Raw genomic sequence first — 14866 nt, forward strand, 5'->3', positions numbered from 1 at the left:
AGGCTTGTCTCTCATGTTCTGTCTTTTTTTATGTCATCATTCACTAAACTAATAAATAATTGGAGGTATTTTATGAACAAATTTTTTACAGCCCAACGTTTAAAAGACACCGCCTATGTAACCGTCGGTGCATTCATTTTGGCCATTTCAATCAATGCGGTCTTATTGCCAAATAAACTTGTCGCAGGCGGAGCCAATGGCATTAGTATTGTTATTAATTATGTTTTCGGGATTAGTCCCGCCATTGTTCTTTACGCCATCAATATTCCTCTTTTAGTGCTTTGTTTCTTACTTCTTGGGAAAGAGGTCGGTGTCAAAACCATTTATGGCAGTCTTATTTATCCATTTTTTGTAGGAATTACTTCGGGGATGCCTGTTTTAACACATAATATTTTTCTAGCAGCATTATTTGGCGGTATTATTACAGGTGCTGGCCTAGGCTTGGTTTTCCGTGGCAATGCCTCAACTGGTGGGACAGCAATCATTTCACAAATTGTCAATAAATACTTCAAAGTTTCCTTAGGTATTGCTATTTTATTCGTCGATGGTTTAGTCATTTTATCAGCAATGTATGCTTTTAATGCAGATATTGTGTTATTCTCTTTAATTTGTTTATTTACAATTGGTCGTGTCGTTGACATGATTCAAGTTGGTCTGGTTCGCTCGAAGAATGTGATGATTATTTCACCAAAATATGTCGCTATTCAAGAACGCTTATTACGTGAACTAGATAAAGGTGTGACCTTGGTGCCAATCGAAGGCGGTTATCGAAGCGCGAAAGGCATGCTCTTAATGACTGTCATTCGTGAAAAAGATTTTCCCCGCTTAAAAGAAGCCATTCTTGATATTGATGAAGAAGCTTTTTTGATTTCAATGAGTGCGAGTGAAGTCTACGGAAAAGGATTTAGCTTGAAAAAAGTAGCTGATTCTTATGGTGTTGAAGCAACTAATGCCAATAATTTACAATAGTTTTTTGTAGGAAAAGAGCCGCAAAATCTGTAGAGATTTTGCGGCTCTTTTTACATCTTCATCCAGACAGGTTCTAAGCTATTGCCATCCAAATCTTGCACCTCTAAGCCATACATTTGCTCTTCTGGTATTCCCATATCAACTCGGTAGCAGTTGCCTCCGTTAGCTTTGGCGGTTTCGCCAAACTGTTTTACGGCTTCGGCACTCTCTAAACTAAAGGAAATTAATGCTCCACTGGTTGTTTGCGCATCAATAATTTGCTTTTCTTGGATAAATTTTCCATAAAAGTCATGGTTCAACAACATAATCCAAAATTGATCATCCCACATCATCGAACTAGCTTCCTCTGTTGAAAATTCTTCGTTCTTTTTGAATCCAAGTTTTTCATAAAATGCTGTAGAACGTTGGACATCCGCTACTGGGAAGTTAACAAAAACCATTGTGCCCATGTGATTCATCCCTTTCTTTTAATCATCTACGACAGCTAACTGTGCGTTGCGACAAAATCAACAAGCTTGTTTGATTTATACTAGCATATTCATAAAAGAAATGTTACTAAAACGTTTTCTTAAGGTAATTCTCGATAAGCCAAGTGCTGAATGATTTCACTATGTTGTGGATAATCGTTTAACAACTCCGCTTGAGTAAATAACTCGAAATCTTCAAACTCAAAGCCTGGTGTAACTACACAACTGACTAACGCAAATCCTGTCGCTACTGTAGAGCCAAAGATTGTGCCGGCAGGAACTGAGAACGAAAGCTGTTGTCCTTGAACTAAGTCTTTCCCTAACTGAACAGCTTGATACGTTCCATCAGGAAAAATACAGTGAACGGTTAACGGCTGACCATCGTGAAAAAACCATAATTCATCCGCTTTTAAACGATGAAAATGTGACGGACTTTCTGTATTTAATAGAAACAAAATCGCTGTATGCAACGCCCGTTCGCCTCGTTTGGTCGGAATCAATTGTTCACTTTTATTGGTTTGTTTAAAATAACCGCCCTCAGGATGCGCTTCTAATCCTAACTTCTCAATCCACATTTGTTCTGTCATCTTCTCCCTCACTCCTTCATTTTTTCAGAAACAATTTAGGAAGAACTTAGAACATCCGTCCCAATCCTAAAATAAACGGCGGGACAGGAGGTCGGGACAGAACCGTTTAGCTCCGAGAAATAAGAAGAAATTTCCGAAAATTGCTCTTTAATTTTTGGAGAATTTCGACTTATTTCCGAAGGAGTTGGTTCTGTTCCCGCCGTTTATCAGGTTTTGAGCCTGGGACAAAAATCCAAAGTGATTTTTGTCCCAGGCTCCTGTCCCACGTTCTTCCCAAACCTGTTATTTTCTACAACTAAACATCTTTTAATAAGCCTTTAAATAAGCCCATTGCGAAATCGTTGGCATTGAATGGTTCTAAATCGTTAATGCCTTCACCTAGACCAACTAATTTCACTGGCAAGTGTAATTCATTCCGAATAGCAATGACAATACCACCTTTGGCTGTTCCGTCTAGTTTGGTTAAAACTAAGCCAGTGACATCGGTTGTTTCTTTGAACTGTTTGGCTTGTGTCATCGCATTTTGCCCAGTAGTTGCGTCCACGACTAAGAGTACTTCGTGAGGCGCATCTGGAATTTCTCGTTGGATGACTCGTTTGATTTTTTCTAATTCTTTCATTAAGTTGACTTTATTTTGTAAACGACCTGCTGTATCCACTAGCAAAACATCGGCCTGTTCTGCTTTGGCACGTTCCACTGCATCGAAAACGACCGCTGCTGGATCGCCGCCAGCATTCCCACGTACAACTTCAACGCCAGCCCGTTCGCCCCAAACAACTAATTGATCGATGGCGCCCGCTCGGAACGTATCGGCAGCTGCCATTAAAACTTTCTTTCCTTCCAACTTGTATTGATGGGCTAATTTACCAATGCTGGTTGTTTTACCAACTCCATTAACACCAACAAATAAAATCACGGTTAAGCCATTTGGCTGTAAGTTAATCGCGTTATTTTCATTAATTCCTGCTTCTTCATACAAATCAACCATTTTTTCAATGATGGTATTTTGAACTTGAGCTGGTTTTTTCACGTTTCGCAGTTTCACTTCTTGTCGTAAGGCTTCTGTAATTTTTAAGGATGTATCAAAGCCTACATCTGCACCAATTAACGTTTCTTCTAATTCTTCAAAGAAATCTTCATCGACGCTTCGGAAATTAGCAAACAATTCGTTCAACCGTTGACCAAATGTTTTACGTGTTTTTTCCAAGCCTTTTTCATATTTTTCTTGGACTTGCTCTTCTTTCGACTCTTCAATTTCTTCTGAAACCTGCGTGTCTGTTGGTTCTACCAACGGAGTCACGACACTACTTTCTTCTTCAGGCGCTTCCACAACAACTTCTTGTGTTTCCTCTGTCAGGATTTCTTCTGGCTCTTCATCTAACGCTTCTTCTACATCAGCTAATTTTTCCATTTCAGCGTTATCTGTTAAATCGGCTGTTTCTGTGACTTCTTCCGCTGTCGTTTCTGGCGTTATTTGCGCCTCTTCTGCTGCGGTTTCTTTTGATTCAGCAGGCGCTGATTCATCACTAGGTGTTTCGTCTACTGTTTCTTCAATTATCTCTTGTTTTTCTTCTTCCTTTTTTTCAGCGGAAAAAGCTTTTTTAATTTTATCAAAAAATCCCATTCTTATTGGCCTCCTTCCAACGGCGTTAAAATATATTTTTCGACCGCTTTGGCAACGCCATCTTGGTCATTCGTGTCTGTAACGACATCTGCGGCTTCTTTAACTAATGGAATCGCATTTGCCATGGCGACACCTAAGCCAGCGTATTCGATCATCGGTAAATCATTTTCTTCGTCTCCTAGGGTCATGATTTCTTCTGCACGGATTCCTAAATCTTTGGCTAACAAGGAAATACCATAGGCTTTCGTAATCCCTTTTGGCATAAATTCTAATAAGTTATTTCTCGTTTTAATAATTTCAAAGCGCTCATAAAAAGAGGCCGGAATTTCCTTGATGCGTTCATTTAAATACGCTTCATCAATCGCAACAACAACTTTGTTATAAATTCGGTTCGGGGTTAACTCTTCTAATTTGTAGGACTCAAAGGTTAATAATTTGTTTAGAGAACTATAAATTGAAGGATAATTAGGTGCAGAAGGCAATTGCATCACGACCTCATCGGATAAGACATCAAACGGCATGTTGAGTGTGGTTGCTAATTGGTACAGCTCATGAATCGCTTCCAAGGGCATCAATGTTTTCTCAATAATGGCCCCTGTATCATTTTTTTGAACCAATCCGCCGTTAAAAGTAATGCTATAATCGCCTTCCTCTTGTAAACCTAATTCTTCTAAGTAAGGACCAATAGCTGCCAAAGGTCGACCTGTGCAGATAACAACTTTCACGCCTGCTTGTTTCGCAGCCATCAGTGCTTGTTTATTCCGTAAAGAAATCTCTTTTTGGCTATTTAATAATGTTCCATCTAAATCAATAGCAACTAATTTTATCAAACGTTCGCTCCTCCTTGCTTCTGGCTAATTGCTTTTTTCAATTGCGCCACCTTCTTTGACCTCTTCCAAGCGAACTGAAACGATTTTTGAAACCCCAGATTCTTGCATAGTCACGCCATATAAAACATCTGCGGCTTCCATTGTCCCTTTACGATGTGTCACCACAATAAACTGTGTGCCATCTTCAAATTCGCTTAAATAATGACCAAAACGAGCAACGTTGGCTTCATCTAAAGCTGCTTCTACTTCATCTAAAATACAGAACGGAACTGGTCGAACACGAATAATTGAAAAGAGTAATGCAATCGCCGTTAATGCCCGTTCGCCTCCAGACAACAAGCTTAAATGTTGTAATTTTTTCCCTGGTGGTTGCGCCTCAATCTCAATCCCTGTATTCAAGAGATCCTCTGGGTTGGTTAGCACCAGCTCTGCCCGTCCGCCACCAAACATATTAGGAAATACCACTTTGAACTGGCCACGAATTGCTTCAAAGACTTCTTTAAACCGTTCTTTCACTTCTTGGTCCATTTCATCCATGGTTTCAAATAATTGTTCTTTCGCATTTAATAAATCATCTCGTTGACTGACTAAAAATTGATGGCGCTCATCGACTTGTTCAAATTGCTCGATGGCACTTAAGTTAACAGGTCCTAACCGCTCAATTTCTTGTTTTAGGCGCTTCACTGTTTGTTGCGCTTGCGCTAAATCATCGATTGGGAAATACGCTTCATAGGCAGCCTCAAAGGTTAAGCTATATTCTTCCTGCAAGTAACTTAATGAGCTATCTAATTGCATCTCTGCACGATTTTTTAGGACTTCAATTTGTGTTTTATCTGCTAAATACTGTTGTTGGCGTTTGTTTTCTTCCGCTAATTTTGTATCTAACTCGTCTACTTCTTCTTGCAACGCTTGTCGTTGACTACGTGCCGTTTGTAAAGACGTTTGCAATGCTGTTTGTTTCTCCGCTAATTGCGCGACTTGTGCCGCTAAGCCTTCTTCGGTTAACTGGTGATCGCTAGAATGGCTACTTAGTTGTTGTAGCTGTTGACGGATGGCCGTTTCTCGAATCAACAATTCGTCCAATTGTTCTTGTTTGTCTTGCTTTTGACGAGCAAAATGGGCACATTGTTCCGCCGCTACTGCTTGTTCTGCTTGAACTGTCGTCAAGCGTTCTTGCGCTTGGGCTTTAAAGGTTTCCATTTGGCTAGCTTCTTGTTCCACTTGTTTCATTTCAGCATCTAAACGTTCTTTCGTTGCCGTTAAGTTTGCTTGTTGCTCTGTCAATGTGGCTTTTTTCGTTTGATATTCGGTTAAGAATTGATGCAATTCCCGTGATTCATATTCAAACAGACGTTTTTCTTTTGTTAAACGAGTAATCGTTTCTGTTTGATTGGCTAATTTATTGTCAATTTCTTGTTGTTTTAAGCGATTTTGTTCACCAGCAGAGCGCAACATTTCTGCACGTTCCGTGGCTGTTTTCACTTCTTGCGAGAGCGCTTGGACTTCTTGTTCTACACTTCTTAGTTGTGTTTCTAATTGAGTCATTTGTTCAGTGATTGTTTGAAGTTCTTGCGCTTGTGAAAATAGGCTTCCTTGGTTGCCACGTTTATTGGCTCCCCCAGTCATCGAACCGCCAGGATTCATCACATCGCCTTCCAATGAGACAACGCGATATTGGTAATTGACTAATTTTGCTAACTGGTTGGCACTCGTTAAATCTGCCGCTAAAATCGTGACGCCTAAGAGATTTTGAATAACGGTTTGTACTTGTTCTGGATAACGAACTAATTCACTGGCAATCCCCACGAAGCCCGGTGCACCAGCCAAACGATTCTGAACCATCGACGATACAGAGCGCGGCTTAATGGTAGTCAATGGTAAAAAGGTTGCTCGGCCACTGTGTTGTTGTTTTAAGAAGGTGATGCCTGCTCGACCATCTTTCTCATTTTCCACAACAATATGTTGCGCCGCACCACCTAAGGCCGTTTCAATCGCCAACGTATATTCTTTAGGCACTTCAATTAACTCAGCCACTGCGCCAACAATCCCAGTTAATTGGTTTTTGTGACGCAATACAGCTTTCACGCCTTGATAGAAGCCAGCGTAATTTTCTTGAATTTCTTGCAAACTTTTTTGGCGTGCCTTCGCTTGTTGCACTTGATTCATCGCTTGGTACATATCATTTTGACGCTGTGCTAATCGTTCACGTTTGGCTTCAAGCGTTGCTTTCAACGCAGTGTATTCTTCCAGCTGTTCTTGTAAGCCTTGTTTTGCGACTTTTTGCTCTTTTTCTAGCGTTTCTTTCATTGCAAGAGCTTCAACCATCTGTTCTTCTAGCGCTTCGTGTTTTGCTAGCGATTGTTGATTTTTAGCTGTTTCTTGTTGATATTGTCGTTCTAAATATTTTAAGTCATTGGCTGTATTGGCTTGTTCTTGCATGACTTCCACATACTGACTGCGCAATTCCTCCATCAATTCTTTAGAAGACTTACTATATTTTTCCACATCTTTCGTTGCCAAAGCCAATGCTTCTTTTAACGTCTGACGTTGTGCCGTTTTTTCTGCGATTGCTGTTTCCAGCGTCTGCAATTCTTCTCGATAACGAACAATTTTTTCGGCCGTTTCTGCCAATGTCTCTTCGTATTCGCTTGCCGTTTGGGAGGTGTGTTTGGAACGTTCAATTAAAACATTTTTTTGTCCTTCTGCTTGTTTCAACGCTTCTGTCACTTGTAATAATTGTTGTTGTTCCGTTTCAATTTGTTCATCTAAACGATTGCGCTTGCTTCGTAAACGTACCAATTTGCCTTCTAAGTCATGGACTTGCTTACTTGCGCCGGCTAACTTTTCTTCAATGGCTGTTAATTCTTGCGTTTTCGTTTCCCAAATAGCTTTTGCTTCTTGAATTTCGGTCACAGTTAAATTGACATCAATTTCGGTAAGTTCTTCTTTCAAAGCTAAATACTTTTTAGCCGCATCTGCTTGGGCGGCTAGAGGAACTAATTGGTCTTCCAACTCGTAAATGATATCTTGGACACGGCTTAAGTTGTCCTCAGTTTCGAAAAGCTTTTGTTCAGCCTTTTTCTTCCGTTGTTTGTATTTTAAAACGCCCGCTGCTTCTTCAAAGATCCCACGACGGTCTTCAGGTTTACTATTAAAAATCGCTTCAACTTTCCCTTGTGAAATAATTGAAAAAGATTCTTTGCCTAACCCTGAATCCATAAATAAATCTTGAATGTCTTTTAAACGGCACGCTTGTTTATTAATAAAAAAGTCACTTTCGCCCGTTCGTTTTAAACGACGGGTGACACTAATCTCACTATAATCCAATGCTAAATAATGGTCGCTGTTGTCTAACGTCACGGTAACTTCCGCAATATTTAGCGGTTTACGACCTTCCGAACCGGCAAAGATAATGTCGTTCATTTTGCCACCGCGAAGGTTTTTCGCAGATTGTTCACCTAATACCCAGCGAACGGCTTCCGTGATATTACTTTTCCCACTTCCATTCGGACCAACCACTGCTGTCACATCATCTTCAAATTCAATAATGGTTTTATCTGCAAATGATTTAAATCCTGTAATTTCAATTCGTTTTAAATACACGAATATTGCTCCTTCCAGCCTTACTGAGGAATACTTTTCAGTGCCCGCTCAGCGGCATCCTGTTCAGCTAACTTCTTCGATTTTCCTTGGCCTAACCCAATGAGTTCACCATTCATGTAAACTTCAGTGAAAAAGGTGCGGTCATGAGCAGGGCCTTCTTCTTTAATTAAGCGATATTCAATTGAAACATCGCCTTTGCGTTGTAAAACTTCTTGTAATTGTGTTTTGTGATCCATCTCATGTGAAAAAGCACCGGCATCAATTTTCGGAAAAATAACGTCTTCAATAAATTTCTTGGCTGCGCCAACTTTTTGGTCTAAGTAGAGGGCACCTAAAAAGGCTTCAAATAAGTCACATAATAATGATGCACGTGTTCGTCCGCCCGATGCTTCTTCTCCTTTACCTAATAAAATGTAGTTGTCGAAGTGACATTCTTTCGCAAATTTGGCTAAACTATCTTCCCGAACGATGGCTGCGCGCATCTTCGTTAATTTTCCTTCTGGAAGTTCTGGGAATTTTAAATACAAATATTGTGAAACAATTAATTCTAAAACTGCATCTCCTAAAAATTCAAGACGTTCATTATCGGATAATTTTAAATAGCGATGCTCATTCACATAGGATGAATGAGTAAAAGCTTGCTCTAATAGATTGACATCATGGAAAACAATGCCGTAACGTTCTTTTAACTCTGTTGTTAACTGATTGTCCATTCTCCACATTCCTTTACATTTATTTACACCTTGTTTCATTATACTTTTTTTTTCACTTTTTTTAAATGGTTCTATTCAGAAAAAGCCTGTTATTCACTGTGTTCTCATTATTTTTTAGAAAAAAATAAATAAATAGAGCTATGACTGAGATAAAAGCGTTTGTTTACGTAAGAGATAGAAAGAGCGTGGGACAAAAATCACTTTGGATTTTTGCGCCACGCTCAAAAACTGATAAATGGCGAGAACAGAAGCAACTCCTCCTTATTTCTCGGAGTTAAACACTTCTGTCCCGACCTCGTTCTATCTCTATTAAATCAGCGGAACGTTGTTTAACGTTTTTCCGCAGTGACACCCACCGTTGCCCATGGATTATCTTTCGTATCAACTGCCCAAGTAAAGTCAACTACACGGTCGTTGACAGGCAAGACTTCATTTCTGTAAAGCGTTGGGATTACAAACGCTTCATCAATGGCATACTCTTGCCAATCGTAGAAGGCTTTTTTACGTTTTTCTTCATCAAATGATGCTTTTGAATCAATCGCGTCAAGTAATTTAGTATTTTCTTCTGACTCAAAACGTGTGTAGTTAAAGGCTGAGTTTGGACCATATAAGCCGGTTGGTGAAGGATCTGAACCTGTGCCCCACGCGCCTTGATAGATATCTACTTCTGGGTCATCATTTTTCAATTTATCATAGAATGCTTGGAAATCAATTAAGCGTCCTGTTGTATACGTTACGTTTAAGCCAATTTCTTTCCATTGTTGGACATAGTAATCAGCAAGTGGTTGTGCAGTTTCGCCGCCTGACATTGAAGCAAACTTGATTTCTAGTGGTTTGCCTTCTTTGTCTTCGCGAATGCCATCGCCGTCTACGTCTTTATAGCCAGCATCATCTAATAATTTTTTCGCTTTGTCTAAATCAAGCGTATAGCCTTTCGCTTCGCTATCATGCAAGCTCTTGAAGACTGGTGGAATTAACGTTGTTGCCCCTGTTCGTAAGCCGTTGTAGAATTTTTGGCCGACTGCATCATTGTCAATTGCATAGCCCATGGCTTGACGTAAGCTTTTATCTGCCATTTTAGCTTTTGGATTGTATTTCACTGTATTGGTTTCTTTGTCAAACGTACCCATTTTAAAGCCAATATACGTATAGGCTTGTTCGGGACGTCCTAAGATTTGATACCCTTCAGTATCTTTGTATGTTGGATACGTATCTGTTGGCATTGATAATGCAATATCGTATTGTTTCGCTTTCATCGCTTCTACAATGCTCGCAGAAGGAACAGATTTGAACACTAATTTATCTAATTTAGGTTTGCCACCGTAGTAATACTCATTTGGTAGGTATTCAACAGATTCACCTGTCACAATATTACTCATGTAGTATGGTCCAATAGTCACAGGGTTTTTACGAACTGCATCGCTTGATTCCATGTCTTTAACAGCAATTCCTTCAAAGGCATGTTTTGGTAAAACTGAGCCCCAAACACCGCCACCTAATTGTTGCATTCCTGGGTGAACTTCTTTATAAGTGATTTTAACTTCTTTATCATTGACTTTTTCTATGCCAGAAATGGTTGGCGATTTACCATCATGGTAGTCTTCCATGCCAACAATATTCGTAAAGTTATCATCATAACGAATCCCTGTATAGTCTTTATGACCAATGACTTCATAAGAGAAAATCACGTCATCTGCCGTCACATCTTTACCGTCAGACCATTTCAAATTGTCACGTAATTTAATGGTTGCTGTATTGGCATCTTCATCTAATTTCAGATCCGCAGGACCCCCATCGACAATCTTAAAGTCTGCATCATTGTTAAATAATGGCTGTACTGTTGGAAGCATGTATTGTGCATCATAGTTGTCTTGATAAAATTCTTGCTGGAAAAGTCCTTGGAATTGTGTATCCATAACTACAGCGACATCTAATGTCCCGCCATCAATTGCTTTTTTATCATTTTTAACAGCGATTGGCATTTTTGAAATGTCTTCTGTTTCCGTTGCTTTATTGCCCCCGCCTTTATTGCCGCCACCACATGCAGCTAACCCGAATACTAACACAGAAGCTAACGTGATTGCACCTAAAATCCGTTTCTTGTTCATCTCTTTTCCTCCCTCATTTTTTGGCTAATTAGCCTAATCGTTGTCGTGCATCTGCTGAGCGCTTAAATGCTTGTCCAACATAGTTTATACTTAACATCAAGACTAAAATTAGAATTGATGCAGGTAACCAAACCCATTGTTTATTGACTAATACATCCCCACTGCTGGCGTAGCCAATTAAGGTCCCTAAACTTGGGACACTTTGTGGTAACCCGAAGCCTAAGAAAGTTAACGTTGTTTCGATCCCGATATTGGCCGCGAAATTAATCGTTAAGTTCGTAATAATTAATGAACTTAAATTCGGCATAATTTCTCGAAACATAATTTTAAAATCGCTTGTTCCCATTGTCTTAGAGGCACTAACGTAATCTCGGCGCCCTTCAGATAACGTTTTACTGCGGAACAACCGCGCTTTTCCAACCCAATAAAACGCACACATAATCCAAATAAAGGACCAGATACTATATTTAGGAATCACGGAAACGAACACAATAATAATTAACATAATTGGCAAAATCATAATAAAATCCACGATACGCATCAAAATATTATCAATCATACCTCCATAATAACCGGAAATAATCCCTAAACCGACCCCGATAATAGACGTAATAATCGTAATGGCAAAACCGATTAAAATCGAGTTCCTAGCCCCGATAATCAATTGTCCTAAAACATCACGACCCCCTTCATCGGCACCTAAAATGAACTTGGTGCCATTCATTGTAACGGTACCTGGTTCCGCATATTTATCTAAAATACTTACATGCATAACGGCACTTTGGTCTAACACTAACGAACCGATAAAAACGGCTAATAAGATAATGACCAAAAGGATTAAAGAAAACATCGCCATTTTTTCTTTGACGAATTCTCGCGCAATCATCCGAAAGCCCATTGGTGGAATACTTTCTTGTAAGACTTCTTCTCTTTTTTCTTCTGTCAATTCCATTTTTATCACCCTTTCTTCGTGTTTTTTCTACTGAATTCGAATTCTTGGATCAACAATACTCATTACAATATCAGAAATTAAGGTTCCGATAAGGGTTGCCAATCCCAAAATCAACACGAGAGCGGTAATAACGGAATAGTCACGTTGAATGATACTATCAATAAATAATTTTCCAATTCCTGGGAAAGCAAAAATCTTTTCAATAACGACTGATCCGGCAATCAAAGCAGTAATTTCATAACCTAATTGAGAGGCAATTGGTAATGCTGCATTTCTAAAAATGTGTCGATTAAAAATTTTATTCGTTGGCACTCCTTTTGAACGAGCAGTACGAACAAAGTCCATGTTTTTAACATCAATCACTTCACTGCGCAAATATTGAATAGTGACCGCTGTCCCTAGCAACGCTTGAGTGACCCCTGGTAAAATTAAATGCTTCAGTTTATCTAAATAATACGGCCACGTTCCCTCAGCCAAACCAACAGTCACGGTTCCACTCGTTGGGAACCAGTCTAAGCGATACCCAAAAATAAAGAGCATAATCAAGGCAAAGATGAATAATGGCACGGCAAAACTGAAGAAGTTATAGATAACCACCATTTTGTCAAACCATGAATTTTGGTAACGGCCAGCAATTAAACCGAAAGGAATGGCGATTAAATACGTGATTATGACTGATACAGCAGCCAATGCAATCGTATTCCCTACCCGACCAGCAATGAGCGTGGATACAGGTAATTTAAAGATAAAACTATGCCCAAAATCTCCATGTAAGGCATTGCCAATCCAACGGAAATATTGTTCGTACCAAGGATCATTTAACCCGGAAGCTTCGCGCATGGCTTCAATCACTTTCGGGTCTTGGTTCGGATTAATCAATCCTGTAAACGGATCACCTGGCATCATTTTAGCCAACAGGAAAATCAAGACACTTAAAATAATCACTTGCGGAATCATCAATAACAAACGGCGTAAAATTGTTTTCCACATTATTCAGCACCTCCATTTTTTAACGCTACTTGGTGGGTTGGACTAATCGCATGTAAGTTATAAACCCGCCCATTTTCATCATAATAGTCTTTATGATTTTCCCGATACTCTTGCTCAACTCTTCTTCGTTCTTCTTTGTGAGCTTCTCGGTTCGCTACGTCAATTTTAGGAATTGCTGAAAGTAAGCGTTTGGTATAAATGTGTTGTGGATTAGTGTAAATATCTTGGCGTGTACCGATTTCTACAAAACGGCCTTTGTACATAATGGCAATGTTGTCACACATATGTTTAACTACGCCCAAATCATGGGAAATAAATAAGTAACTTAACCCATATTCCTGTTGAATGTTTTTCATAAAATTCAATACCTGTGCTTGCACAGATAAGTCCAGTGCTGAAACAGGTTCATCTGCAATAATTAATTTGGGGCTAGTAGCCACCGCTCGGGCGACGCCTAAACGTTGGCGTTGTCCACCAGAAAATTCATGAGGATATTTGTACAACGCATCTTCTGGCATCCCCACAATATCCAACAAACTTTTGACTTTTTTCTTTTCTTCTTGGTCACTTAACCGTTCAAAATTTCGAATTGGTTCGGCGATAATATCTAGTACTCGTTTTTTAGGGTTTAAACTTGACATCGAATCTTGGAAAATCATTTGGACATCTTTGTTGTATCCGATCGCTTTTCGACTTCGCGGCTTGGTTACATCTTGTCCTTGATAAATAATTTCACCATTTGTAATTTTTTCTAAACCAATAATTGCTTTTCCTGTCGTTGATTTTCCAGAACCCGATTCACCAACTAACCCATACGTTTTACCTTGTTCAATCATGAAATCCACACCATCAACCGCCAAAACATGATCAGTGATTCGATTGAAGAAGCCGCTGCGAATTGGATAATGAACTTTTAAATCTTTAATTTGAATAATTTCTGTCATTACGCTTCCCCTTCCCCGTCTCTAAAATGAAAATGTTTATAACATGTACAACGAACAAAATGATTCGGTGCAACTTCATGTAATGTTGGATTTTCTTCATGTTCCGATGCATCAATCCAAGGAATTCGTGGAGCAAACCGACAACCTTTTCTAGGTAATTTGGTTAACGAAGGAACAATCCCTTCAATCACATGAAGTTCTTCTTCATCTGAATTCTCTTGGGGAATGGACTGAAGTAAGGAACGTGTATATGGATGTTTCGGATGACTAAACAATTCTTCAGCAGTGGCTACTTCTACAAACTGACCCGCATACATAACCGCTACACGATCAGCCATTTCCGCAACTACACCTAAGTCATGGGTAATTAAAATAATGCCGCTCCCTGTTTCTTCTTGCAAATCTTTTAACAAATCGAGAATTTGTGCCTGAATGGTAACGTCTAAGGCCGTTGTGGGTTCATCTGCAATTAAAATCGGTGGTTTACACGCGATTGCAATGGCAATAATCACCCGTTGGCGCATGCCGCCAGACAATTCATGAGGATACTGTTTCCCGACACGCTCTGGGTTGGGAATCCCCACTTGATCTAACAGTTCAATGGCCCGTGCTTGTTTTTGTTGTGCGGTCATTTTGGTATGATACGTGAGACTTTCTTTAATTTGGTCTTCAATTCGCATGAGCGGATTCAGTGCAGACAACGGATCTTGGAAAATCATCCCAATATCGTTTCCTCTGACTTTGTTGTACAATGTTTCATTAAACGTAGTTAAGTTTAAATTGTTGTATAAAATTTCCCCAGTAATTTTGGTATGATTGGGATCATGTAAGCCCATAATCGTTGTTGCTAAGGTACTTTTTCCACAACCAGATTCTCCGACGATTGCCAGAATCTCATTTTTCTTCAATTCAAATGAAACATCATCGACGGCATTATAATAATCATCTTTGATTCTAAATGCTGTTTCTAATCCTGAAACCTCTAGTAATTGTTCATTTCCTTGCATCCATACGCACCCCTTACGTCCTTTCAAAAACATTATATAAATTAACTAATATTTAATGATAGCACTTTCTAA

Annotated in this window: 12 protein-coding genes; 1 reads left to right on the forward strand and 11 read right to left on the reverse strand. The window is 39.4% G+C overall.

Going from position 1 to position 14866, the window contains the following annotated elements; genetic code table 11:
• Positions 1 to 72: 72 nt before the first annotated feature.
• Entirely contained in the window at positions 73 to 969 is an 897-nt protein-coding gene (locus IGM04_RS12380; RefSeq protein ID WP_002368434.1) for a YitT family protein, read from the forward strand.
• Between the two features lie 50 nt (positions 970 to 1019).
• Here IGM04_RS12380 and IGM04_RS12385 read toward each other — a convergent pair whose 3' ends face one another.
• The 11 genes from IGM04_RS12385 to opp2D form a co-directional block, all read right to left on the reverse strand.
• Positions 1020 to 1418, reverse strand: a complete 399-nt coding sequence (locus tag IGM04_RS12385; protein ID WP_002354951.1) for a VOC family protein — start codon at positions 1416 to 1418, stop codon at positions 1020 to 1022.
• A gap of 119 nt (positions 1419 to 1537) precedes the next feature.
• Entirely contained in the window at positions 1538 to 2023 is a 486-nt protein-coding gene (locus tag IGM04_RS12390; RefSeq protein ID WP_002381091.1) for a cupin domain-containing protein, read from the reverse strand.
• Between the two features lie 295 nt (positions 2024 to 2318).
• Complete coding sequence (gene ftsY / locus IGM04_RS12395) at positions 2319 to 3647, reverse strand: signal recognition particle-docking protein FtsY (RefSeq protein ID WP_010823274.1); 1329 nt, start codon at positions 3645 to 3647, stop codon at positions 2319 to 2321.
• Positions 3648 to 3649: 2 nt separating this feature from the next.
• Positions 3650 to 4477 (reverse strand): Cof-type HAD-IIB family hydrolase, encoded by an 828-nt coding sequence (locus IGM04_RS12400; protein WP_002354948.1) that lies wholly within the window; start codon positions 4475 to 4477, stop codon positions 3650 to 3652.
• A 24-nt stretch (positions 4478 to 4501) separates the two neighbouring features.
• Entirely contained in the window at positions 4502 to 8080 is a 3579-nt protein-coding gene (gene smc, locus IGM04_RS12405; RefSeq protein ID WP_086318147.1) for a chromosome segregation protein SMC, read from the reverse strand.
• A 20-nt stretch (positions 8081 to 8100) separates the two neighbouring features.
• On the reverse strand, positions 8101 to 8793 hold the full coding sequence (gene rnc, locus IGM04_RS12410) for a ribonuclease III (protein WP_002354946.1): 693 nt from the start codon (positions 8791 to 8793) through the stop codon (positions 8101 to 8103).
• Positions 8794 to 9122: 329 nt separating this feature from the next.
• A complete protein-coding gene (gene opp2A, locus IGM04_RS12415) occupies positions 9123 to 10901 on the reverse strand; it encodes an oligopeptide ABC transporter substrate-binding protein Opp2A (protein ID WP_002408275.1) in 1779 nt (592 codons plus the stop codon).
• Between the two features lie 28 nt (positions 10902 to 10929).
• Positions 10930 to 11853, reverse strand: coding sequence for an oligopeptide ABC transporter permease Opp2C (gene opp2C / locus IGM04_RS12420; protein WP_002365358.1), 924 nt, complete (start codon positions 11851 to 11853; stop codon positions 10930 to 10932).
• 27 nt (positions 11854 to 11880) lie between these two features.
• Positions 11881 to 12843, reverse strand: coding sequence for an oligopeptide ABC transporter permease Opp2B (opp2B, locus tag IGM04_RS12425; RefSeq protein ID WP_086318146.1), 963 nt, complete (start codon positions 12841 to 12843; stop codon positions 11881 to 11883).
• Complete coding sequence (opp2F, locus tag IGM04_RS12430; protein WP_002354942.1) at positions 12843 to 13787, reverse strand: oligopeptide ABC transporter ATP-binding protein Opp2F; 945 nt, start codon at positions 13785 to 13787, stop codon at positions 12843 to 12845. The genes opp2B and opp2F overlap by 1 nt, the downstream gene beginning before the upstream one ends.
• Complete coding sequence (gene opp2D, locus IGM04_RS12435) at positions 13787 to 14827, reverse strand: oligopeptide ABC transporter ATP-binding protein Opp2D (RefSeq protein ID WP_002365359.1); 1041 nt, start codon at positions 14825 to 14827, stop codon at positions 13787 to 13789. The genes opp2F and opp2D overlap by 1 nt, the downstream gene beginning before the upstream one ends.
• Between the last annotated feature and the right edge of the window lie 39 nt (positions 14828 to 14866).

It is taken from the genome of Enterococcus sp. DIV2385 (assembly GCF_051711925.1).
Lineage (GTDB): Bacteria > Bacillota > Bacilli > Lactobacillales > Enterococcaceae > Enterococcus > Enterococcus faecalis.

Coding starts and splice junctions, on each gene's coding strand:
- opp2D (WP_002365359.1), bottom strand. CDS start 14,827: ATGTTTTTGAAAGGACGTAAGGGGTGCGTATGGATGCAAGGAAATGAA.
- IGM04_RS12385 (WP_002354951.1), bottom strand. CDS start 1,418: ATGGGCACAATGGTTTTTGTTAACTTCCCAGTAGCGGATGTCCAACGT.
- IGM04_RS12380 (WP_002368434.1), top strand. CDS start 73: ATGAACAAATTTTTTACAGCCCAACGTTTAAAAGACACCGCCTATGTA.
- IGM04_RS12390 (WP_002381091.1), bottom strand. CDS start 2,023: ATGACAGAACAAATGTGGATTGAGAAGTTAGGATTAGAAGCGCATCCT.
- ftsY (WP_010823274.1), bottom strand. CDS start 3,647: ATGGGATTTTTTGATAAAATTAAAAAAGCTTTTTCCGCTGAAAAAAAG.
- opp2A (WP_002408275.1), bottom strand. CDS start 10,901: ATGAACAAGAAACGGATTTTAGGTGCAATCACGTTAGCTTCTGTGTTA.
- opp2B (WP_086318146.1), bottom strand. CDS start 12,843: ATGTGGAAAACAATTTTACGCCGTTTGTTATTGATGATTCCGCAAGTG.
- opp2C (WP_002365358.1), bottom strand. CDS start 11,853: ATGGAATTGACAGAAGAAAAAAGAGAAGAAGTCTTACAAGAAAGTATT.
- opp2F (WP_002354942.1), bottom strand. CDS start 13,787: ATGACAGAAATTATTCAAATTAAAGATTTAAAAGTTCATTATCCAATT.
- rnc (WP_002354946.1), bottom strand. CDS start 8,793: ATGGACAATCAGTTAACAACAGAGTTAAAAGAACGTTACGGCATTGTT.